Annotated in this window: 21 protein-coding genes; 9 read left to right on the top strand and 12 right to left on the bottom strand. The window is 68.6% G+C overall.

Annotated elements, in window-relative coordinates:
• Positions 1-222 precede the first annotated feature (222 nt).
• From ACIBTM_RS46065 to ACIBTM_RS46025, 9 genes are read right to left on the bottom strand one after another with little or no spacing between them, the layout of a single operon-like run.
• On the bottom strand, positions 223-798 hold the full coding sequence (locus ACIBTM_RS46065) for a hypothetical protein (RefSeq protein ID WP_395883422.1): 576 nt from the start codon (positions 796-798) through the stop codon (positions 223-225).
• A gap of 21 nt (positions 799-819) precedes the next feature.
• The gene (locus tag ACIBTM_RS46060) at positions 820-2226 is read right to left on the bottom strand and encodes a beta-N-acetylhexosaminidase (RefSeq protein ID WP_395883421.1); all 1407 of its coding nucleotides are present in this window, start codon (positions 2224-2226) and stop codon (positions 820-822) included.
• Between the two features lies 1 nt (position 2227).
• A complete protein-coding gene (locus ACIBTM_RS46055) occupies positions 2228-3103 on the bottom strand; it encodes a carbohydrate ABC transporter permease (protein WP_037345608.1) in 876 nt (291 codons plus the stop codon).
• Positions 3094-4053: a carbohydrate ABC transporter permease gene (locus tag ACIBTM_RS46050; protein WP_395883420.1), complete on the bottom strand. Its 960-nt coding sequence runs from the start codon at positions 4051-4053 to the stop codon at positions 3094-3096. The genes ACIBTM_RS46055 and ACIBTM_RS46050 overlap by 10 nt, the downstream gene beginning before the upstream one ends.
• A complete protein-coding gene (locus ACIBTM_RS46045; RefSeq protein ID WP_395883419.1) occupies positions 4054-5337 on the bottom strand; it encodes an extracellular solute-binding protein in 1284 nt (427 codons plus the stop codon).
• A gap of 12 nt (positions 5338-5349) precedes the next feature.
• The gene (locus tag ACIBTM_RS46040) at positions 5350-6480 is read right to left on the bottom strand and encodes a lactonase family protein (RefSeq protein ID WP_395883418.1); all 1131 of its coding nucleotides are present in this window, start codon (positions 6478-6480) and stop codon (positions 5350-5352) included.
• 27 nt (positions 6481-6507) lie between these two features.
• Entirely contained in the window at positions 6508-7896 is a 1389-nt protein-coding gene (locus ACIBTM_RS46035; RefSeq protein ID WP_395883417.1) for a GntP family permease, read from the bottom strand.
• Positions 7893-9488: an amidohydrolase family protein gene (locus tag ACIBTM_RS46030; protein ID WP_395883416.1), complete on the bottom strand. Its 1596-nt coding sequence runs from the start codon at positions 9486-9488 to the stop codon at positions 7893-7895. The genes ACIBTM_RS46035 and ACIBTM_RS46030 overlap by 4 nt, the downstream gene beginning before the upstream one ends.
• A gap of 33 nt (positions 9489-9521) precedes the next feature.
• Positions 9522-10826, bottom strand: a complete 1305-nt coding sequence (locus ACIBTM_RS46025) for an amino acid deaminase (RefSeq protein WP_395883415.1) — start codon at positions 10824-10826, stop codon at positions 9522-9524.
• A gap of 150 nt (positions 10827-10976) precedes the next feature.
• Here ACIBTM_RS46025 and ACIBTM_RS46020 point away from each other — a divergent pair, with 150 nt between their 5' ends.
• From ACIBTM_RS46020 to ACIBTM_RS46010, 3 genes are read left to right on the top strand one after another with little or no spacing between them, the layout of a single operon-like run.
• On the top strand, positions 10977-11918 hold the full coding sequence (locus ACIBTM_RS46020; protein ID WP_395883424.1) for a sugar kinase: 942 nt from the start codon (positions 10977-10979) through the stop codon (positions 11916-11918).
• Positions 11915-12679 carry an IclR family transcriptional regulator gene (locus tag ACIBTM_RS46015; protein ID WP_072026456.1) on the top strand — a complete coding sequence of 255 codons (765 nt, stop codon included), beginning with the start codon at positions 11915-11917 and terminating at the stop codon, positions 12677-12679. The genes ACIBTM_RS46020 and ACIBTM_RS46015 overlap by 4 nt, the downstream gene beginning before the upstream one ends.
• Positions 12676-13059, top strand: coding sequence for a RidA family protein (locus ACIBTM_RS46010; protein WP_007028047.1), 384 nt, complete (start codon positions 12676-12678; stop codon positions 13057-13059). Before ACIBTM_RS46015 ends, ACIBTM_RS46010 begins: the two co-directional genes overlap by 4 nt.
• Before the next feature lie 69 nt (positions 13060-13128).
• Here the strand turns inward: ACIBTM_RS46010 and ACIBTM_RS46005 are convergent, their stop codons facing one another.
• From ACIBTM_RS46005 to ACIBTM_RS45995, 3 genes are all read right to left on the bottom strand, one after another.
• Entirely contained in the window at positions 13129-14124 is a 996-nt protein-coding gene (locus ACIBTM_RS46005) for a 1-aminocyclopropane-1-carboxylate deaminase (RefSeq protein WP_395883414.1), read from the bottom strand.
• Positions 14121-14768 carry a GntR family transcriptional regulator gene (locus ACIBTM_RS46000; protein ID WP_395883413.1) on the bottom strand — a complete coding sequence of 216 codons (648 nt, stop codon included), beginning with the start codon at positions 14766-14768 and terminating at the stop codon, positions 14121-14123. Before ACIBTM_RS46000 ends, ACIBTM_RS46005 begins: the two co-directional genes overlap by 4 nt.
• Before the next feature lie 121 nt (positions 14769-14889).
• Positions 14890-15249, bottom strand: a complete 360-nt coding sequence (locus ACIBTM_RS45995) for a DUF1844 domain-containing protein (protein ID WP_005163289.1) — start codon at positions 15247-15249, stop codon at positions 14890-14892.
• 270 nt (positions 15250-15519) lie between these two features.
• Between ACIBTM_RS45995 and infC the strand changes: the two genes are divergently transcribed.
• The 6 genes from infC to pheT all read left to right on the top strand — a co-directional run bounded on the left by infC (position 15520) and on the right by pheT (position 21499).
• Positions 15520-16095: a translation initiation factor IF-3 gene (infC, locus tag ACIBTM_RS45990; protein WP_051071860.1), complete on the top strand. Its 576-nt coding sequence runs from the start codon at positions 15520-15522 to the stop codon at positions 16093-16095.
• A gap of 70 nt (positions 16096-16165) precedes the next feature.
• A complete protein-coding gene (gene rpmI / locus ACIBTM_RS45985; protein ID WP_007028043.1) occupies positions 16166-16360 on the top strand; it encodes a 50S ribosomal protein L35 in 195 nt (64 codons plus the stop codon).
• Positions 16361-16422: 62 nt separating this feature from the next.
• Positions 16423-16800 carry a 50S ribosomal protein L20 gene (gene rplT / locus ACIBTM_RS45980; protein WP_005163284.1) on the top strand — a complete coding sequence of 126 codons (378 nt, stop codon included), beginning with the start codon at positions 16423-16425 and terminating at the stop codon, positions 16798-16800.
• Positions 16797-17630, top strand: a complete 834-nt coding sequence (locus tag ACIBTM_RS45975) for a TrmH family RNA methyltransferase (RefSeq protein WP_395883423.1) — start codon at positions 16797-16799, stop codon at positions 17628-17630. Before rplT ends, ACIBTM_RS45975 begins: the two co-directional genes overlap by 4 nt.
• Before the next feature lie 236 nt (positions 17631-17866).
• Positions 17867-18931: a phenylalanine--tRNA ligase subunit alpha gene (gene pheS / locus ACIBTM_RS45970; RefSeq protein ID WP_395883412.1), complete on the top strand. Its 1065-nt coding sequence runs from the start codon at positions 17867-17869 to the stop codon at positions 18929-18931.
• On the top strand, positions 18932-21499 hold the full coding sequence (gene pheT, locus ACIBTM_RS45965; protein WP_395883411.1) for a phenylalanine--tRNA ligase subunit beta: 2568 nt from the start codon (positions 18932-18934) through the stop codon (positions 21497-21499).
• Positions 21500-21575 lie beyond the last annotated feature (76 nt).

Raw genomic sequence — 21575 nt, 5'->3', positions numbered from 1 at the left:
TGTACTTAGGCGCAAGGATGGGGGCCTTCATGTACTGGGGAAGGTGTGAAGGTCGAGTTTCCTCGGCTGAGCCGAGGGATGGGGTCCTTCACGCGCGGCCGCTGTGACTGCTGGTACTCATGGGGCGTATGTGGCGATCATCGTGTCCGTGAAGGCCTCCTTGAGGGACCCAGAGTCCCTCAAGGAGGCCTTCATGTACCTGGCCCGCGATCAAGCCGCACGTCAGTCGAGGACGCGGTCGTCCCGCGGCGCTTCGATGGTCAGGGAAGCCGATGTGCCGTCGGTGAGCTGGTTCAGCCGCGTCATGGTCCGGTCCAGCTGCTCCGCCAGCCTCGGGATCGTGCTCGACGGCAGGTACGCCTCGGCACCGGCGTCGAGCAGCCGCCGGACCGGCCCCTCGTATTTGACGCCGAGTTCGGCGTCTTCGATCTCCGTGATCACGATCCGCGCCTTCGGGTACAGCGCGCGGAAGTTGCCGATCAATTGCGGGCTGGCGGGCGGTACCAGCAGGACATCGACGGTCGGGGGCGCCGAGTGCAGGTCCAGGACGAGATACCCGGGGCCGAGCCGCTCGGACAACGAATCCCTCGCCGACGCCGAGAGCTTCATGGCGGTGGCCACGACCGTGATGTCCTCGGAGTCCGTCGCAGGCGCCGGTTCTTCTTGGACAGCGCCGGAAATCGTCCCGATCGTCTCGCCGTTCCTGGTGATGGTCACCTCCTCGCCGGGGCGGAGGGTGTCGATGAGGGCGACGAGTTCTTCAGGAAGCTGGGAGGCCTCGACCCACTGATCACTCATCACCCCATCATGGCCTGACTTCTAGCGAGGCCGCCCGGGGACTCCAGGCCGGGTCTGCCAGGGGTGAGGCCCGTCGAGCGGCCGGTATTCGACGCCCAGCGCGTCCAGCCGTGGCAGGTGATGGTCCCGCAGACGCGGCAGGAACTCCGCGTAATCCCGTCCGTCCGGGTCGCTCCACGCCACCTCGGCGAAAGCGCACAGACGCGGGAAGACGACGTAGTCCACCCGCCGCATGGTGTCGAGGTGCTCCGACCACACCTGCGCCTGCGCGCCGAGAATCGCCTTCCCCTCGGGGTAATCGGCGGGCACCGGCTCGTAGCCGTAGAAGCTCTCCAGTGTGCTCAGGTAGCCAACGGGGATCGGTTCGTCGGGGTGATCGGACTGCCGGTGGTCCAGGTACACGTGGTCCTCCGGGCACATGACGACGTCGTGCCCGGCGGCCGCCGCGCGGGCACCGGCCGCCTCGCTCTGCCACGAGCCGATGATCATCGGCGGCAGATCGCCCGCTTCGAGCACCTCGTCCCAGCCGAGCGGACGACGTCCTCGTTCGACGAGGTGCCGCGCGATCTCGCGGACGAACCAGCCGTGCTCCTCGGTCGCACCGGGCACCTCGTCGCCACCGAGCGCGATGACCTCGGACGGGAAGATGTCCAGCACGTGGTCGAAGACGCGTTTGAAGAAGTCCACAGTGGACTTCTTCGTGTTCAGCAGTGACGTGCTGATACCCCAGCTCGTCCAGACCTCCCACGGTTCGTCGGTCTCCGGCCCGAGTTCGGGATAGGCGGTGATCGCGGCCCTGGCGTGGCCGGGGATGTCGACCTCCGGGACGACCGTCACCGACCGCGCGGCGGCGTACGCGACGATCTCGCGGAGATCATCGGCCGAGTAGAACCCGCCGTGCGGCCGCCCGTCGCGCTCCGGCCCGTCGTGCCGTCCGACCATCGACGACTTCCGCCACCCGCCGACCTCGGTCAGCTTGGGGAACTCGGGGATCTCGATCCGCCAGCCCTGGTCGTCGGTCAGATGCAGGTTGAGCACGTTGAGCTTGTGCGCGGCGATCAGGTCGATGAACCGCAGCACCTCGGCCTTGGTGCGGAAATGCCTTGCCACGTCCAGTAAACAGCCGCGCCAGCCGAACCGCGGGTGATCGGTCACCACGCCGCACGGGATCGTCGCCGGTCCACTGTGGATGGAGGCGGCCCGGAACGCGTCCGGCCCGATGAGCTGCCGGAGCGTCTGGCGGCCGTAGAACTCGCCCGCCGCGTCGGCCGCGTGCAGGGTCACGCCCGCCGGGTCGATCTCCAGCCGGTAGCCCTCGGCCGGCAACGCGGCATCGCGGCGAACGTCCACTTCGGACGGTATGGAACAGTGTCCCGGCAAGGGTTCCACCGAGACGGGACGGGGGAGCAGACTTTCGAAGCCAGGCATGTCAACCCTTCACCGCGCCGCCCATGACGGACACGAGTCGTCGTTGCACGAGGATGAAGAACACCAGCACCGGGATGGTCATCAGGGTCGAGCCCGCCATCACCGCGCCCCAGTCGGTGTCCTCCGGTTTGAAGAACACCAGGATCGCCAGCGGGAGCGTCTGGTTCTCGGTGTTGGAGATGATGAACGTCTTCGCGAACAGGAAGTCGTTCCACGCGTGGATGAACGCCAGCACGCTGATCGCCACCAGACCGGGCGCCACCAGCGGGAAGAGGATCTGCCAGGTGAACCGCATGCGGCTCGCCCCGTCGATCTTCGACGCCTCTTCCAGCTCCTGCGGCACCGCGGCGACGAAGCCGCGCAGCATCCAGATCGCGAACGGCAGGCTGAACGCCAGGTGCACCAGGATCAGCGAGCCGAGATGGTTGGTGCCGAACGCCGGCGCGACGTCGCCGACCGACCGCATCAGGAAGAACAGCGGAATGGTCAGCGCCTCGACCGGCACCATCTGCGCCACCAGCACCATCACCAGCAGTACGGTCCTGCCCTTGAAGTTGAACCGCGTCAGCGCGACCGCCGAGAGGAACGAAAGCAGCAGCGACAACGCCACCACCACGACCGCCACGATCACGCTGTTCAGGAAGAACAGCGCGAAACCCTCACCGCTGAGCACCCGCTCGAAGTGTTCGAGGGTCGGTGTGAGCGTCCAGGGCCGGGGGTTCTCGGCCTGGATCTGCCCGGTGGGCTTGAACGCCGAAAGCACCATCCAGTACACGGGGAACGCGACCATCCCCGCGATCACCACGCAGACGATCTCGGCGATCAGCCTGCCAGGGCGCTTGACCCGGCGGGTCTTCGGAGCCGTCGTCACACCCATCCGGCGCTCCGGCGTTGCGACCGGACGTACAACCCGGTGATGGACAGCAGCAGCAAGGTCATCACGACTCCGAGCGCCGCGCCGAGACCGTATTCCTGTCCGGCGAAGGCCTGTTGATAGGCGAAGACGTTGAGCACGAGGTTGCGCCCGGCCACGCCGCCGCCGTTGGTCATCACGTAGATCTGGGTGAAGATCTTGAAGTCCCAGATGATCGACTGAATCGTGGCGATGGTCAGTAGCGGCCGCACCATCGGCAGCGTGATCGACCACGTGGTGCGCCAGGTCGACGCGCCGTCGAGATACGCGGCCTCGATGACCTCTTCCGGCACCCCCTTGAGCCCCGCGTACATCGTCACCATGACGAACGGGAACGAGCACCAGATGACCTCGGCGGCCACCAGGCCGAACGTGCCGTAGGTGTCGAAGGTCCAGGAGTGGTTCGCCATCCCGGTGAACCCGAGGCCCGACAGCACCTCGTTCACCAGGCCGAAGTCCGCGTCGAACAGGAACAGCCAGACGTACGAGCCTGCCATGGCCGGCGTCGCCCACGCCGCCAGTGCCGCCAGGAACAGCGGAACACGCGCCCAGGCGCGGACCCGGGTCGCCAGCACGGCGAGCCCGGTCCCGAGGGCGAGGCTTCCGACGACGCAGACCGCGGTGAACCCGAGGGTTTTGGCCAGCACCTCCCAGAACTGGAGGTTCTCCAGCAGTTCGACGTAGTTGCCGAAACCGAGGAACACCAGCGGCGCGTTGCCGACCGCCTGCGGCTGGCCGTAGTCGTAGAACGAGATCAGGACGAGCTGGTAGATCGGGTACACCAGCATCGCGAGCAGCAGGACGCCACCGGGAGCCAGGTAGAGCAGGGCGGCCCGCCCGTCCCGGCGACGGCGGGGCGACCGCCGTGCCGGGACGGCCGGAGCCGTGGTGCGGGGGATTTCCTTGGTGACCACTTAGCCGAACGCCTTGTTCATCTCGGCGGCCGCGGCGGTCAGCGCGGTAGCGGGGTCCTTGCCGCCGGTCGCGATCTGCTGGATCGCGGTGGGCAGCACGTTCTGCGCGTCGATCTTCGACCACGCCGCGGTGGCGGGGACGAATTTCGTGCCCGCGGTGAGCGTGTCGACGAAGGGCTTGACCGACGGGTCGCTCGCGGCGAGCTTCTGCTGGACGCTGCCGAGCGTGGGCAGGTTGCCCATCGCCACGTACATCTTCTCCTGGTACTTGGCGCCACCGAGCAGCTCGGTGAACTCGACCGCGAGGCTCTTGCGCTTGGTCGCGTTGAACACGCCGAGCAGGTTGCCGCCCGCGAACGCCGGGGCGATCTTGCCCGCCTCGGTACCCGGGAGCGGGATGATCGCGTACTTGCCCTTCACCTGGCCCGCCTCGACCGCCTTGCGGTTGAAGTCACCGCCGATCGACATCCCGGCCTTGCCACCGGCGAACGCCGTGATGCTCTGTGTCCCGGTGAGGTTGGCGCACTGCTCCGGCGGGCAGATGTCCGCCTTCAGCAGGTTCGAGTACGCCGCGACGCCCGCCTTGGCCTGCTCGGAGTCCACAGTGGACTTCCACTTGCCGCCGTCCTGCTTGGCGATCTCGCCACCGTGCGCCCACAGGAACGGGAGCATCGCGTAGGTGTACTTGCCGCCGACGGAGATGCCGTACAGCTCGGGCTTCTTGGCGCGGATCGTCTTCGCGGTTTCGGTCAGCTCCGCCAGCGTGGCCGGCGGCTTGAGGCCGAGTTCGGCGAAGATGTCCGTCCGGTAGTACAAAGCGCGGATACCGGTGAACCAGGGGAGCCCATAGGTCTTGCCGCCGGACTTCGCGGTCTCCAAGACCGCGGGCAGGATGTCGGCGCCTTCCTTCCACGACGACAGATCGCCGGTCAGGTCGGCCAGCGCGCCCGTGGCGGCGTAGCTGGAGACGTCGGTGTTGCCGAACTCGGCGACGTCCGGCGCGCTGGCCGGGTCGTTGAAGGCGCCGGAGAACTTGTCGGCACGGCCTTCCACCGGGATCCACTGGACGTCGACCTCGACGCCGGAATGCGCCGCCTTGAACTCGGCGATCGCTTCCTTGACGGCGGCCTCCTTGGGCGCGCGGTTGGCTTCGTCGAACAGCCAAACCCGGACCGTGCCGGATTTCTCGTCACCGCCGCTCGCGGCCGGGGTGTTCTGGGCCGGTGCGCAGCCCGCGACGAGGCCGACCGCCGCGAGGCCCGCGATGAGGACGCGAGTTCTCATGGGAGTTTCTCCTTATGCGAAAAAGACGGAATTGACTTGCGGGAGCGCCAGTTTCCCGGCGACGGCCCCGGGGAGGCCGGTACCGGGATCGCGCGGCAGCCAACTGAGCGTGCCGGACTTGTCGCTCGATACGTAGAACCAGCGCTCGGTCGGGTCGAGCGTGATGTGGCGTGGATAGACGCCGCCGACGGGCGTGTTGTCCAGCAGCTTCAAGGACTTTCCGTCCTCGCTGACACCGAACGACGCGATCGTGTCCGAGCCGCGCACGGAGGCGTAGACGAACTTCCCGTCCTTGGACGTGGTGATCTCGCCCGGGTACTGCGCGCCGGGCGTACCAGCCGGAACGGCCGGGACGACCTGTCCGGCGGTCAGTTTCCCGGTGGCCGGGTTCCACCCCGCGACGGTGACCTCGGCCCGCAGTTCACCGAGGATGTAGGCGTACTTGCCGTTCGGGTGGAACGCGAGGTGGCGGGGCCCGGCGCCGGACGGGAGCTTCAGCTGCTGGTTCAGCTTCAGCTTCCCGGTCGGGATGTCGAGTTTGTAGACATAGACCGAATCCGCGCCGAGGTCGACCGCGAGCACCCACTTCCCGGTGGGATCGTTGACCACCTGGTGTGCGTGCGCGTCCCGTTCGGCGCCCTTGTGCTGCGCCAGATCGACGACGTCGCCGAGCTTCCCGCCCGCGAGGATCGGGAGGACGACGACACTGCCGCTGCTGTAGTTCGCCGCCAGCACGTACTTCTGGCTCGAGTGGACACTCAGATGGGTCGGGTGCTTTCCCTTGGCCGGCTTCTTGTTGAGCAGCTTGGGTTTCGTCGGATCGGCCAGGCTGAACGCGGAGATCTGCCCGTTCTCGTCCTCATTGGTCACATACAGCGTCTTGCGGTCGGCGCTGAGGTCGAACCAGGAAGCGTTGCTCACTCCCGGAATCGTGCGGTCGACGACCACGGCGTTCGTGCCCGCGTCCCGGTGAGCGACATCGAGCCCGTGCCCGGAACTGGTGTAGCTGCTGACGTAGATGGCCCCGGTTCCCTTCGGTTCGCAGGTCTGTTCGGAGGCGTTCGCGAGGTGGGAACCGAGAACGGTGGTGAGTCCAGCCGCTCCGACGGCGCCGAGGAACGTGCGTCGATCGAGTCCGGTCATCGTGATCTCTCCCAGCTGTCGGGTGGTTTAAACCACTGCCATGAGCAATGCTGCCACGCCGAAACCGGAAACGGAAAGGACGGTTTCCAGTACGGTCCAGGTTTTCAGGGTCTCCGGCACGGTCAGGTTGAAGTACCGCGAGATGATCCAGAAACCGCCGTCGTTCACGTGGGAGGCGATGATCGAGCCCGCCGAAATCGCGACGACCAGCAGCGCGAGCTGCATCTGCGAGTAGCCCAGCGTGGCCACCGTCGGTGCGACGATGCCGCTCGTGGTCACGATCGCGACCGTCGCCGAACCCTGTGCGATGCGCATACCGCAGCTGATGACATAGGCGGCGAGGATGACCGGGAGACCGGCGTTGTCCAGCGATCCCGCGACCGCCTTGCCGATTCCGGTGGCGGACAGCACGGCGCCGAAGAACGCTCCGGCGCCGACCACCAGCAGGATCATCGCGACCGGACGCAGCGACTTCGCCGAAAGCTCGCTCAAATCCTTGCCCGTCAAGCCGCGGCGCAGGCCCAGCAGCCAGGACGCGAGCAGCACCGAGACCGTCAGCGCGACCGCCGGGGTACCGATGAACGCGGCGACACCGGCGGCCGCGGAGGCCTTGGGAAGCCAGATGCTGCCGAAGGTGCCGGCGAGGATCAGCACCAACGGGACCGCGATGATCCCCAGTACCAGCCCGAGCGACGGCGGGTTCGTCTCCTTTTCGCCTTCTTCCTCCGCGACCAGGAATTCCGCGGGAACGGCCACGTCGACCCGCTTGCCGATCCAGGTCGAATACAGCACACCGCCGACGAGGAACGCGGGGATACCGCAGACCAGGCCCATCAGGATGATCCAGCCCAGTTCCACGTGCAGCAGACCGGCCGCGGCCACCGGGCCGGGGTGCGGCGGGAGGAACGCGTGGGTGATGGAAAGACCGGCGAGCAACGGCAACGCGTACAGCACGAGCGAACGGCCGCCCTGTTTGGCGGCGACGTAGACCAGCGGCGCCAGCACGAAGATGCCGATGTCGAAGAAGACCGGGATGCCGAAGACGAACCCCGCGAGACCCATCGCCAGCGGCGCCCGCTTCTCACCGATGGCGCGCAGCAGCGCGCTGGTGAGCACCTTCGCCCCGCCCGAACGCTCCAAAATGGACCCGAGGATCGTGCCGAGTCCGATGATCGCGGCGATATGGCCGAGGATTCCGCCGAAACCCTTCTCCAGCAAGGAATCCGAGGCCTTCTGCGCGGATCCGACGATCTGGACGACCGGCAGGCCCGCGGCCAGCGCGGTCAGCAGGCCGACCACGATCAGCGCGATGAAGGGTTCGAGCTTGACCTTGATGATGAGGAACAACAACACCGCGATCGAGACGGCGGCGAGGGTCAGGAGACCGCCCGTCGAATGTTGGAGCCAGTCGATCATCGGGCACTCCCGGGGTTCCGCAGTGAATGGCCGGCGAGGGCGCCGGTCGGTTGACCATCGTCGATGGCGGCGACACCGTTGACGAAGACATAGGGGATTCCGGCGGCCTGCTGCCGCGGCTCGTCGAACGTGGCGGTGTCGGCGACGGTTTCCGGGTCGAACAGCACGAGATCCGCCGCGTATCCGGCGCGGACGAGACCCCGGTCGGTCAGGCGCAGGCGGTCCGCCGCGCGGCCGGTGAGATGGGCGACGCATTCCGCGAGTTCGAGGACGCCGAGTTCGCGGACGTAGCGCGCGAGGTAACGCGGGAAGGTGCCCCAGGCGCGGGGATGCGGCCGCGCGCCGACGAGCAGCCCGTCGCTGCCGCCGGTGTGCGTGCGGTGGCGCATGATCGCCTGGACGTTCTCCTCGTGCCCGACGTGCATCAGGCAGGACGTCCCGAGCTTTTCCGAGAGCAGGACGTCGAAATACAGCTCCGCGGCGGGTTTCCCGGCCCGCTGCGCCGAAGCGGCGACGGAATGCCCGACGAGGTGGGAGTTCTCGTCGCGGCGGACGCCGTTGATCTCGATGGCCTCCCAGTCGATCGGCACCCCGTGGGCGCCGTCGGAGCCGGTCTCCTCGATCTCGGCGCGGATGCGCTCGCGGGTGTCCACATCGGACAGCCGGGCAAGCGTGGCGTCGAGCCCGCCCTCGGTGGCCCAGCTCGGCAGTAGCGCGGAAAGGTAGGTGGCGCCGGGAAGGTAGGGGTAGGTGTCCAGCGTGATGTCGCAGCCGTCGTCGAGCGCCCGGTCGAGCAGCTCCAGCAGATTCGACGCCTTGCCCTTGTTCACCGAGAAGTTCATCGTGGCGTGCGCGAGGTGCAACGGGCAGCCCGAGCGGCGGGAGACGTCGACCATCTCGCCGAACGCTTCGAGCGCGCCCTTGCCGTAGCTGCGGTGGTGCGGGCTGTAGAAGCCGCCGTTCTCCCCGACGACCCGGCACAGTTCGACCAGTTCTTCGGTGGTCGCGTACATGCCCGGCGTGTAGGTCAGCCCCGAGGACATGCCCATCGCGCCCTCGGCCAGCCCGGTCGCGATGAGTTCCTTCATCGCGTTCATCTCGGCTTCGGTGGCGGGCCGGTCTTCCCAGCCGACGGTCAGCATGCGGACGGTGCCCTGCGGCACCAGGTAGGCCGCGTTGACCGCGACCCCCGCGTCGAGCCGGTCGAGGTACTCGCCGACGGAACGCCAGTTCCAGTCGAAACCGGCCGGATCGTCGTTCCAGCCGGCGAGCTGCTGGCGCAGCGCGGTGAGGACCTCGTCGTTCACCGGCGCGTAGGAGAGCCCGTCCTGCCCGAGTACCTCGGTCGTGACGCCCTGGGAGAGCTTCGCGAGGTGGTCCGGATTGGCGAGCAGCTGGAGGTCGGAATGCGAATGCATGTCGATGAACCCGGGCGCGAGCACGAGTCCTTCGGCGTCGATGGTGCGGCGGCCCGCGAGCGAGCCGGGTTCGGCGACACTGGTGATACGGCCGTCGGAGATGCCCACGTCATGCCTGGTGAGCGGATCTCCGGTGCCGTCGGCGACCAGTGCCGAGCGGACGACGATGTCCATGGTGATTCTTCCTCTGCGGCGGTGGAGGACGGATCAGAAGTGGGTGCGGACGAAATCGAGCACGGTCTCGCCGTCGGGGCCGACGACCGGGATCAGGGGCCACTTGTCGAAGACGGTGCAGGGATGGGACAGACCGAGGGCGATCCAGTCCCCGACCTCGACCGGTGACGACGCGGGCAGGGTGAGAAAGGCGTGCTGGTCGTTCATCTTCTGGATGGAATGACCTTCGAGCGCGGACGGTGGCCCGTCGCCCTTGCGGATGAGGCGAGGTTCGGGCATGCCCTCGTCGAACGAGGCGTCCCGTTTGCCGATGGTGAGCAGCGCGAGTTCGTCCGTCGGCTTCGACGTCACCTGTGCCCAGGCGCGCAGCGCGGACCGGAACGAGGCGACGCCCCCGATACGCGGGTGTTCGCCCAGCGGCGAGATCACCCGGTAGAAGCCGTCATCGTGGGTCACGTAGGCGCCGCTGCGCAGGATCGGCAGGACGTCCAGGCCGCCCCAGTCCTTCGTGAGCTCGTCGGCGACCCGGTCGAAGTACGCGCTGCCGCCGCCGGTGACGATGATCTGGCCGGCGTCGTCGAGCAGGCCCTTGGCGTTGAAGGCGAAGACGAGTTCGCGCAGACCGTCCACATAGGAGCTGATCAGCTGAAGCGACTTTTCGTCGGTGTGGTGGGAAAGCGCGCCTTCGTAGCCGCCGGATCCGCGCAGGCGAAGGGCCGGGCTCGCGTGCGCGGCCTCGGCGACGGCGAGTGCGGTTCCGGTGTCGCGGACACCGGTGCGGCCGCCCTCGGCGCCGAGCTCGACGAGTACGTCCACCTTGCGGCGGGCCCCGCGCAGGGCTTCGGTCATCAGCTCGACACCGCGGACCGAGTCGACCCAGCAGACGAACTCGAAGTCCTCGTCGGCGTCGAGTTCGGCGGCCAGCCACTTCAGGCCGGACGGGTCGAGCAGCTGGTTCGCCAGCAGGATGCGGGAAACGCCGAAGGCGCGGTAGATCCGCAGGTGACCGGCGTTCGCACAGGTGATACCCCACGAGCCGTGCTTCAGCTGCCGCTCGAACAGCTGCGGCGCCATCGTCGTCTTGCCGTGCGGGGCCAGCGCGACCCCGCGTTCGGCGCACCAGCCCGCCATCGTGCGGAGGTTGTGCTCGACGGCCTCTTCGTCGAGCACCACGAACGGCCCGAGGAAGCCGTCTTCGAACAGCTTCGCGCCGCGGGCGGCGGCTTCGCCGATCGTGAGACCGGACAGCGAGGGCGCGACCGAGCGGAAACGCCAGTCGACGCGCTCCTCCCGGACGGCCGCGACCGCGGCGGAATCGATGGTGCCGGCTTCGAACATGAAGTTCACCTCGGTTGCGTATGTTGCAACGGACGTTGCGCATATTGCGTGGGATAGGTGTAGCATCCGGTCCGCTGGAGGTCAACGGCGTGACGACTAGGAGACGTGAAGGTGACAAGCGCGCCCGACGTTTTGTGCATCGGGGAGTCGATGGCCTTGTTCGTACCGGCCGAACCCGGGCCGCCCGACGAGGTACGTAAATGGGTGCGAAGCATCGGAGGGGCCGAATCGAACGTGGCCTGCCATCTCCCGGCACTGGGTTTCACCAGCGCATGGGTGAGCGCGGTCGGCGATGATCCGTTCGGCCGGGCGCTGGTGCGTGAGATCGGTGAAGCGGGGGTGGACGTCAGCGCGGTCGTGGTCGACCCGACGCGCCCGACCGGGCTCTACGTCAAGGAGAGCGGTGCGGACGGCAGCCCCGTGCGCTACTACCGCAAGGGCTCGGCGGCGTCCGGAATGGACGCCGGATTGCTGGGGAAACTCGATCTCGACGGCGTGCGGGTCATCCACCTGTCCGGGATCACGCCCGCGCTGTCGGACGGCTGCCTCGACCTGGTGCGGGCGCTGATGGAACGACCGCGTGGCGACACGCTGGTGTCGTTCGACGTGAACTTCCGGCCCGCGCTGTGGACCGGGCGTGACCCGTCGGTGCTGGCCGGGCTGGCCGCGCGCGCCGACATCGTGCTGGCGGGTGAGGACGAGGCCGAGCGGGTGTGGGGGACCGGTGACCCGGAACGGCTGCGCGCCGCGGTGCCGGGGCCGAAGACGCTGGTCGTCAAGCACGGGGCACGCGGAGTGACGTTGGTCGAAGGCGACGGGGCGCCGCTGTTCTCGCCCGCGCTCCAGGTCGACGTCGTGGAACCGGTCGGTGCCGGCGACGCCTTCGCGGCCGGATTCCTCGCCGCCACCCTGCGCGGCGACGACCCCGCGACCCGGCTGCGCCGCGGTCATCTGCAGGCCGCGGCCACCCTGCTGACCCACGACGACGTGGGCACTCCGCTGCCCGGGTCCGTCGTCGAAGCGCTCCTCGGGGCGGATGAGGCAGCATGGTCGGCGGCCAAGCTGACGGACAAGGGAGTGGTGGGCGGATGAGCCAGAGCCTGGACAGGGCGCTCACGCTGCTGGGCGGCCTCGCCCGCGAGCCGAAGACACTGGATCAGCTCGCCGAGGAGATCGGCGTGCACAAGTCGACCGTGCTGCGCCTGCTGCGCACCCTGGAGGCACACCACTTCGTGCGCCGGGAAGGCCAGCGGTACTACCGGCTGGGCAGTGCTCTCTTCGACCTCGCGCAGCAGGCACTGGAGGACCGCGACGTCCGCCGCACCGCGCAGTCCGCGCTCGCCGGGCTCAACGCGCGCACCGGGCACACCGTGCACCTCGCGTCCTATGAGGACGGAGAGGTCGTCTACATCGACAAGTTCGAGGGCAGGCATTCGGTGCGGATGTACTCCCGCATTGGGAAACGCGCGCCGTTGCACTGCACCGCCGTCGGCAAGGTGCTCGTCGCGGCGATGACGCCGGAGAAGCAGGCGGACGTGGTGTCGAGGATCGATTTCTTCGTCCGCACGCCGAACACGATCACCACACCCGAGGCCTACGAGAAGGAACTCGCGCTCGTCGCCGACCGCGGCTACGCGGTGGACAACGCCGAACACGAGGACTTCATCCACTGCGTCGCCGCGCCCGTTCGCGGCCCTGGCGGCGTGGTGCTCGCCGCCGCATCGGTGTCGGTGCCGAAGGTGCTGCTCGACTACGACGGCCTGATGGCGCTCGTACCGGAGCTGATCGCCGCCACCGAAGAAGCTTCCGTCCACAGTGGATGGACGGGGAACCGAAAGGGGAAGTTGGAATGAGCAAGACCGCGATCAGCACGGAGAACGCGCCGAAGCCGGTGGCCGCGTTCTCGCAGGCGGTCCGCAAGGGCAACATCCTGCAGGTGGCCGGCCAGGTCGCCTTCGACCCGGCCACCGGCGCCATCGTCGGCGAGACCGTCGGCGAGCAGACCGAGCAGACCTTCAAGAACATCGAAGCGGTGCTCGAGGCCGCCGGTTCGAGCCTGGCCGACGCGCTGATGGTGCGGGTCTACCTGACCGACGTCGACCACTTCGGCGCGTTCAACGAGGTCTACAACAAGCTGATCGGCGAGGCGCCGCACCCGGCCCGCACCACCGTGTACGTCGGCCTGCCCGCCGGGCTGCTGGTGGAGATCGACGTCCTGGCCGTGACGGACTGACCCTCGCGCGTGCAATGAACGGGCCGTTCCTTGCAAATTTCGCAAGGAACGGCCCGTTCCTAGCAGCTGCTAGAGGACGCTCGTGTATCCGTTCAGCGCGGGCTGCCCGCCCAGATGCGCGAAGAGCACATTCGAGTCCCGCGAGATCTCGCCGCGGGAAACGAGGTCGATCAGCCCCGCCATGGACTTGCCTTCGTACACCGGATCGGTGAGCACGCCCTCCAGCCGCGCCAGCGTCCGGATCGCGTCCAAAGTGGACTCGTCCGGGATGCCGTAGATCCCGGCGTGATAGCGCTCGTCCAGTTCGACCTCGCCGATCCCGCCCGCACCGATCAGTTCGGCGGTCGCCTGGGCGATACGGGTGATCTGGTCCCGGGTCTCGGCCGGTTTCGCCGATCCGTCGACGCCCAGGATCCGCCGCGGCTTCCCGGAAAGCGCGGCCCCGGCGACCATCCCCGCCTGCGTGCTGCCGGTGACCGAGCAGACGACCACCGTGTCGAAGAAGACGCCGAGCTCAGCCTCCTGCGCTTCGAGCTCGACGATCCAGTTCGCGAAACCGAGCCCGCCGAGGCGGTGGTCCGAACCGCCGGCCGGGATCGCGTACGGCTTCCCGCCGTCGGCTTCGATCTCCTTGACCGCGTTCTCCCAGCTCTCCTTGAAGCCGACGCCGAACCCGGCCTCGACCATCCGGATGTCCGCCCCGAGGATGCGGGAGAGCTGGATGTTGCCGACCTTGTCGTACATCGGGTCGGTCCAGTCGACCCAGCTCTCCTGCACCAGTACGGCCTTGAGCCCGGCCCGCGCGGCGGCAGCGGCGACCTGGCGGGTGTGGTTCGACTGCACGCCGCCGATCGAGATCAGCGTGTCCGCGCCCTGGGCCAGCGCGTCGGCGACCAGGTATTCGAGCTTCCGGGTCTTGTTGCCGCCGAAAGCGATCCCGGAGTTGACGTCCTCGCGCTTCGCCCAGACCTGCGCGCCGCCGAGATGGGCGGTGAGCCGTTCGAGCGGGTGGACGGGGGAGGGGCCGAACAGCAGCGGGTAGCGGGGGAAATAGGCGAGGGTCATGGCGTCTCCAGGAGTGCTTCGAGTTCGGTCCAGATCGTGGCGGTGATCGCGCAGGCCGCGTCGACGTCGCCTGCTTCGATGGCGTCGGCCAGCTCCGCGTGGCGCTGGACGGACCGGTGGGCGGGCAGGGAGCCGAAGCGGGCGTATTCGAGACGTCGCAACAGCGGGGTGTAGCGGGCCAGCGTCGCCGCGATCGCCCGGTTGCGCGCGGCGGCCACCGGGACGTCGTGGAGCTCGTCGTCGGCGGCGATCGCGGCCGCGATGTCCCCGGCGGCGATCGCGCCGGCGAACCGGGTGTTGGCCGCCCGCATCGCGGCGACCTCCGCCGGTCCCATCCGCGGCGCGCCCGCGCGGACGGCGAACTCGTGCAGCGCGCGCACGAGCTGCAAGGCGTCACGGACGTCGTCGGGAACGAACCCGGCCACGCGCGTATAGCTCTGTGGCTTCGACTCGACGAGACCGTCCTCGATGAGCCGCAGCAGGGCCTGGCGCACCGGCGCCCGGGAAAGCCCCAGCTGCTCGGCGAGGTCGCCGTCGCGCAGGTTCGTACCCGGCGGCAGCGTCCCATCGATGATCGCCCGCCGGATGTTCTCGTAAGCCTCGTCCCTGAGGAGGGACCTCGGTACCTTCGCTAACCCACTCACATCTGAAATGTTAGCCGCTCAGTGCGCGTCCGGGGAAGAGGTCGATGCAAGGAACGGTCCTTTCCTTGCGAAATTTGCAAGGAAAGGACCGTTCATGGCGTGCCGGAGGGGTCGGGGAGGGCTAGTAGACCGGGCCCGTGTACTTCTCGCCCGGTCCCTGCCCGGGCGCGTCCGGCACGGCCGAAGCCTCGCGGAACGCCTTCTGCAGCGACTGCAGGCCGTCGCGCAACGGGCCGGCGTGCAGGCCGAGGTACTCTGCCGAAGCGGTGACCAGCCCGGCGAGGGCGGTGATCAGGCGACGGGCTTCGTCGAGGTCGCGGTGCGGTGAGCTGGCCGGGTCCTCGTCCGCGAGGCCGAGACGTTCGGCGCCGGCGGAGAGCAGCATGACGGCCGCCCTGCTGATCACCTCGACGCTCGGGATGTCCTCCAGGTCGCGGACGTCCGGGGAATACGGGGGTTGCTGAACGGGTTCATCTGACACGTCTGGTACCCTTCCACGAGCGACCAGCCTCCGAGCGATCGGGGGCGGCAAGTGGAGCCCCGCTCCCACCCGTGTCACCGCCGCAACATCAGGTGTCCGGGTCCGGTCTCGCCAAAGACGATTTCGGGCGTCGGAGGCGGTGCGTTCGGTTCTGGAGACTGAACGCGATCGGAATGAGTGGGCCTCGCGTACCTCACGGTACCGGGGCCTTCGGCATGTGGGCACCAGGTCGAAACGGTAGAAGAATTTACCTCGGACCAAGGAGGCCCCATCAGCTCCGAGACACGCATCAACGACCGAATCCGGGTTCCGGAGGTCCGCCTCGTCGGACCGGCCGGTGAACAGGTCGGCATCGTCCGGATCGAAGATGCGCTGCGGCTGGCACAGGAGAACGATCTCGATCTGGTCGAGGTCGCTCCGCAGGCACGCCCGCCCGTATGCAAGCTCATGGACTTCGGCAAGTTCAAGTACGAGAGCGCGCAGAAGGCCCGCGAGTCCCGCCGCAACCAGCAGCTCACCGTCATCAAAGAGCAGAAGCTGCGGCCGAAGATCGATCAGCACGACTACGAGACCAAGAAGGGTCACGTGTCGCGCTTCCTGGCGGCAGGCAACAAGGTCAAGGTCACGATCATGTTCCGCGGTCGCGAGCAGTCCCGGCCGGAACTCGGTTTCCGGTTGCTGCAGAAGCTCGCCGACGAGGTGACCGAACTCGGGTTCGTCGAGTCGTCGCCGAAGCAGGACGGTCGCAACATGATCATGGTGTTGGCTCCGCACAAGAACGTGAAGCCGCAGAAGGCCGCGAAGGCAGCCAAGGACGAGTCGTCCGAGCCGCCCGCCGACGCGTAGCGCCGACCAGCACATGTCAGCGGCACACCGGGGAACACCGGTGTGCCGCCGCACGAAAGAGGACAACGTAATGCCGAAGATGAAGACGCACAGCGGGACGTCCAAGCGTGTCCGCGTCACGGGCTCGGGCAAGCTGCGCCGCCAGAAGGCCGGCCGTCGCCACCTGATGGAGAAGAAGTCCAACAGGCTCACCCGTCGCCTCGAAGGCACGACCGAGATCGCCAAGAACGACGTCGGCCGCGTCAAGCGCCTTCTCGGCCGCTGACACCCCCGCACTTGTAAACCCCGGGCGCGCCCGCCGCGCCCCCAGATCGACAGGATGGACCAGTGGCACGCGTCAAGAGGGCGGTCAACGCCCAGAAGAAGCGTCGCGCGACTCTCGAACTCGCCAGCGGCTACCGCGGTCAGCGTTCGCGGCTGTACCGCAAGGCGAAGGAGCAGACGCTTCACTCGCTGAACTACGCCTACCGGGACCGTCGTGCCCGCAAGGGTGACTTCCGCCAGCTGTGGATCACCCGCATCAACGCCGCGGCCCGCGCCAACGGCGTGACCTACAACCGGTTCATCCAGGGCCTCAAGGCCGCGGGTGTCGAGGTCGACCGCAAGATCCTCGCGGACCTCGCCGTCAACGACGCCGCCGCGTTCACCGCGCTGGCCGAGCTGGCCAAGGCGAACGTGAACACCGAAGAGAAGAAGTCGGCCTGACCGGCGACAGCGCTCTTCCGCAACCCGGGGCGGCTCCGTTCACCGAACGGACGCCCCGGGTTGTTGCTGCGCGCAAGCTCACCCGCCGGGCCGAGCGCGAGAAGACCGGCCGGTTCCTCGCCGAGGGTGCGAACGCCGTCGAGGCGGCGCTCCAAGACGGCGGCAAGGTGTACGAGCTCTTCGTGACCGAACGGGCCGCCGCGCAACACGGGCGGCTGCTCGCCGTCGCGCGTGAGGCGGGCGTCCCTGTCTCGCCGATCACCGATCGCGCCGCCGACGGGTTGTCCGAGACCGTGACACCGCAAGGCATCGTCGCGGTCTGCGCCCTCGTCGACCGTCCACAAGAGACTGTCCTGAAGCCGGGCGCGAAGCTCGTCGTCGTCCTCGTCGACGTCGCCGACCCCGGCAACGCGGGGACCGTGATCCGGGTCGCGGACGCCGCCGGCGCCGACGCGGTCGTCCTCGCCGGGGACAGCGTCGACCCGCACAACGGCAAATGCGTCCGCGCGGCCGCGGGCAGTCTGTTCCACCCCGCCATCACCCGGATCCGGGACGTCGACGCGGCCTTGAAGGCCTGCTCCGCCGCCGGACTCCGCACCCTCGGCGCGCACGGTTACGCCGACACCGAACTCGATCAGGTGACCTTCGACGAGCCGACCGCGTGGGTGTTCGGCAACGAGGCGCACGGCTTGCCGCGGGAGGTCCTGGAGACGGTCGACCTCGCGGTGAAGATCCCGATGTACGGCCGGGCGGAGAGCCTCAACCTCGCGACGGCCGCGGCCATCTGCGTGTACACAAATGCGATGGCTTCCCGGGCCGAGGCCACGTAGAGTCACGGGCATCACGCCGTCGCACCACGACACCAAGGGAGCTCTCATGGAACGCAGTGTTCGTTCCAGCACCTTGTTTACGGCGTAGAGCGCGTTTTTCGCACTCCAGAGTGACGGTGTGCCCAGCCCGAGGGTGATCGGGGGCCGCCGTTCGCTGTCCCATAGAATTCAGCAGCTGCTAAACCCATGTGTGCGCTCGTGTGCACCGGACCAGTCCCAGCGGACGCCGAGGAGTTATGTCCGAAGCCAACGACAAGCAGGACCCCCAGGCGGGGGCGCTCGCGCCGGAAACGTTGACGGCCGCCGTCAAGCAGGCCGAGACGGATTTCGCGGCCGCGGCGGATCTCGACGCGCTGGCCGCGGTCAAGCCCGCCCACCTCGGGGACCAGTCTCCGCTGCTGCTCGCCCGCCGCGAGATCGGCGCACTGCCGAAGCAGGAGAAGGCCGAGGCCGGCAAGCGGGTCAACGAAGCGCGCCAGGGCATTCAGTCCGCGTTCGACGCCCGCCGCGCGGTGCTGCAGGCGGAGCGCGACGAGAAGGTGCTCCGCGAGGAGGCCGTCGACGTCACGCTCCCGTGGGACCGTGTTCCCCGCGGCGCCCGGCACCCGATCGCGACACTGTCGGAGCGGATCGCCGACGCGTTCGTCGCGATGGGCTACGAGGTCGCCGACGGCCCGGAGCTCGAAGCCGAGTGGTTCAACTTCGACGCGCTGAACTTCGGCAAGGACCACCCCGCGCGCCAGCTGCAGGACACGTTCTACCTCGGCGAGGAGGACTCCGGCCTGGTGCTGCGGACGCACACCTCGCCGGTGCAGGCCCGCACGCTGCTGCACCGTGACCTGCCCGTGTACGTCGTCTGCCCCGGCCGCACCTACCGGACCGACGAGCTCGACGCCACGCATACGCCGGTGTTCTCGCAGGTCGAAGGGCTCGCGGTGGACAAGGGCCTGACGATGGCGCACCTCAAGGGCACCCTCGACGCCTTCGCCCGCGCGATGTTCGGCGGTACTTCGAAGACCCGCCTGCGTCCGCACTTCTTCCCGTTCACCGAGCCGTCGGCCGAGGTCGACGTCTGGTTCGAGGAGAAGAAGGGCGGCCCCGGCTGGGTCGAATGGGGCGGCTGCGGCATGGTCAACCCCAACGTCTTGCGTGCCTGTGGCGTCGACCCCGAGGTCTACTCGGGCTTCGCCTTCGGCATGGGTATCGAGCGCACCCTGCAGTTCCGCAACGGAATTCCGGACATGCGCGACATGGTGGAGGGCGACATCAGGTTCACCCTGCCCTTCGGAACGGAGGCCTGAGTGAAGGTCCCAGCCAGCTGGCTGATCGAACACCTCGACGTCGACGAGGAGGTCACGGCCCAGGATCTGGCCGACGCCTTCGTGCGTATCGGCATCGAGGTCGACGACGTCCGCGAACTCGAACCGGTCACCGGTCCGCTCGTGGTCGGCCGCGTCGCCGAGATCGAGGAGCTCACCGAGTTCAAGAAGCCGGTCCGGTTCTGCCGGGTCGACGTCGGCGAGTCGGAGGACGAGGACACCGGCAAGCCGGACGAGAACCTCGACGACGACGAGGACGACGAGGGTCCCTTCGAGGACGAAGGCCCCACGGGGATCAAGACCCGAGGGATCATCTGCGGTGCCACGAACTTCGCCGAGGGCGACCTGGTCGTCGTCGCGCTGCCCGGCACCGTGCTGCCCGGCGGTTTCGAGATCGGTTCGCGCAAGACCTACGGCCGGCTCAGCGACGGCATGATCTGCTCCGCGAGCGAACTCGGCATCGGCGACGACCACTCCGGCATCCTGGTGCTGCCGCCGAGCACGGCCAGCCCTGGCGAAGACGCGAACAAGCTGCTCGGCCTCGAAGACACCGTCCTCGAGGTCACGCCGACCCCGGACCGCGGGTACACGCTGTCGGTCCGCGGCCTGGCCCGCGAGCTGTCCAACGCGCTCGACGTCCCGTTCGGCGACCCGGCGTCCATCGAGGTCCCCGAGGCCGAGAGCGACGCCTGGCCGGTGCACCTCGAAGACACCGAGGGCTGCAAGCGGTTCGTCCTGCGCCGGGTCAAGAACCTCGACGCGACCGCGCCGACGCCGTGGTGGATGCGCCGCCGCCTGATGCTCGCGGGCATCCGGTCGATCTCCCTCGCGGTCGACGTGACCAACTACGTCATGCTCGAACTCGGGCATCCGCTGCACGCGTTCGCGACCGGTTCGGTCAAGGGCGATCTGGTGGTGCGCAAGGCGAAGCCGGGCGAGAAACTGACCACTTTGGACGATGTCGAGCGCACGCTGGACGCGGACGACGTGGTGATCGCCGACGACAGCGGGGTCATCTCGCTGGCGGGCACGATGGGTGGCGCGTCGACCGAGATCACGCCGGAGAGCACCGACGTGCTGCTCGAAGCGGCGCACTGGGACCCTTCGTCGATCAGCCGGACGGCCCGCCGTCACAAGCTGTTCTCCGAGGCGGCCAAGCGGTTCGAGCGCTACACCGACCCGCAGCTGTGCGCGGCGGCGGTCGAACTCGCCGCGCGCCTGCTGCGCCAGTACGGCGAGGGCTCGATCCTGCCCGGCCGCACCGACGAGGGCGGCGTCGTGCCGAACCCGCCGGTGACCATGCCGATCAGCCTGCCCGACCAGGTGGCCGGGGTGCGCTACGAGCGCGGTGTCACGGTCAAGCGGCTTTCGCAGATCGGCTGCAAGGTCAATGTGGGCACGTCCGAGGACGGCACCGCCCTGGTGACCGCGGTCCCGCCGAGCTGGCGTGGCGACCTGGTGCAGCCCGCCGACCTGGTCGAGGAGGTACTCCGGCTGGAGGGCTACGACAGCATCCCGTCGGTGCTGCCCGACGCCCCGGCAGGCCGGGGGCTCACCGACACGCAGCGTCGTCGCCGCTCGGTCGCGCGTGCGCTGGCGGAGAACGGCTACGTCGAGGTGCTGCCCTTCCCGTTCATCTCGGACTCGGTCTGGGACGCGTTCGGGCTGCCCGAGGACGACGTCCGCCGCAGGACCGTCCGGGTCCGCAACCCGCTGGAGGCGGACAAGGACCGGATGGCGAGCACCTTGCTCCCGGGGCTGCTGGAGACTCTTCAGCGCAACATTTCCCGTGGTTTCAAGGATGTCTCGCTGTTCCACATCGGGCAGGTCGTGCTGCCCGGGCCGAACCCGATCCCGATGCCTTCGCTCGGGGTGGACCGGCGGCCGACCGACGAGGAGCTCGCGGTACTGGAGGCGGCCGTGCCGCCGCAGCCGCTGCACGTCGCCGTCGTGCTCGCGGGTCAGCGCGCTCGCGCCGGCTGGTGGGGCGAGGGTGAGCAGGCGAACTGGGCCGACGCGGTGCAGGCCGCGCGGCTCGTGGCGCAGGCCGCAGGTGTCGAGCTGACCACGGCCGCGGCGGATCAGCCGCCGTGGCACCCCGGCCGCTGCGCGCAGCTGCGGGTGGGACAGTGGCCCGTCGGCTACGCCGGTGAGCTGCACCCGAAGGTCGTCGAGGCGCTCGGGCTGCCCCCGCGCACCGTCGCGATGGAACTCGATCTGGACGCGATCCCGATCCCGGACGACCGTCCGGCGCCGCGGATCTCGGCGTATCCGCCGGTGTTGCTCGACGTCGCCCTCGTCGCCGAGGCGGGTGTGCCGTCGGCGGACCTGGCCGAGGCACTGCGCGAAGGCGCCGGCGAACTGCTCGAGGACATCACGCTGTTCGACTCCTACCAGGGCGAGCAGGTGGGCGAGGGCAAGCGTTCGGTGGCGTACAAGCTGCGGTTCCGTGCCGCGGACCGGACGCTGACCGTCGACGAGGCCACCACGGCCCGCGACGCCGCCGTCGCGGTCGCCGGTGAACGCTTCGGCGCGAGCCTGCGGGCCTGACCCTGTAGTCCCGTGAAGGCCCCCTTCCCTCGGCTGAGCCGAGCGAAGGGGGCCTTCACGCGCTTCGGATGTGGCA

The organism is Amycolatopsis sp. NPDC049868 (genome assembly GCF_044461365.1).
Taxonomy (GTDB): Bacteria; Actinomycetota; Actinomycetes; order Mycobacteriales; family Pseudonocardiaceae; genus Amycolatopsis.
This window is presented reverse-complemented; position numbering and strand designations above follow the sequence as displayed.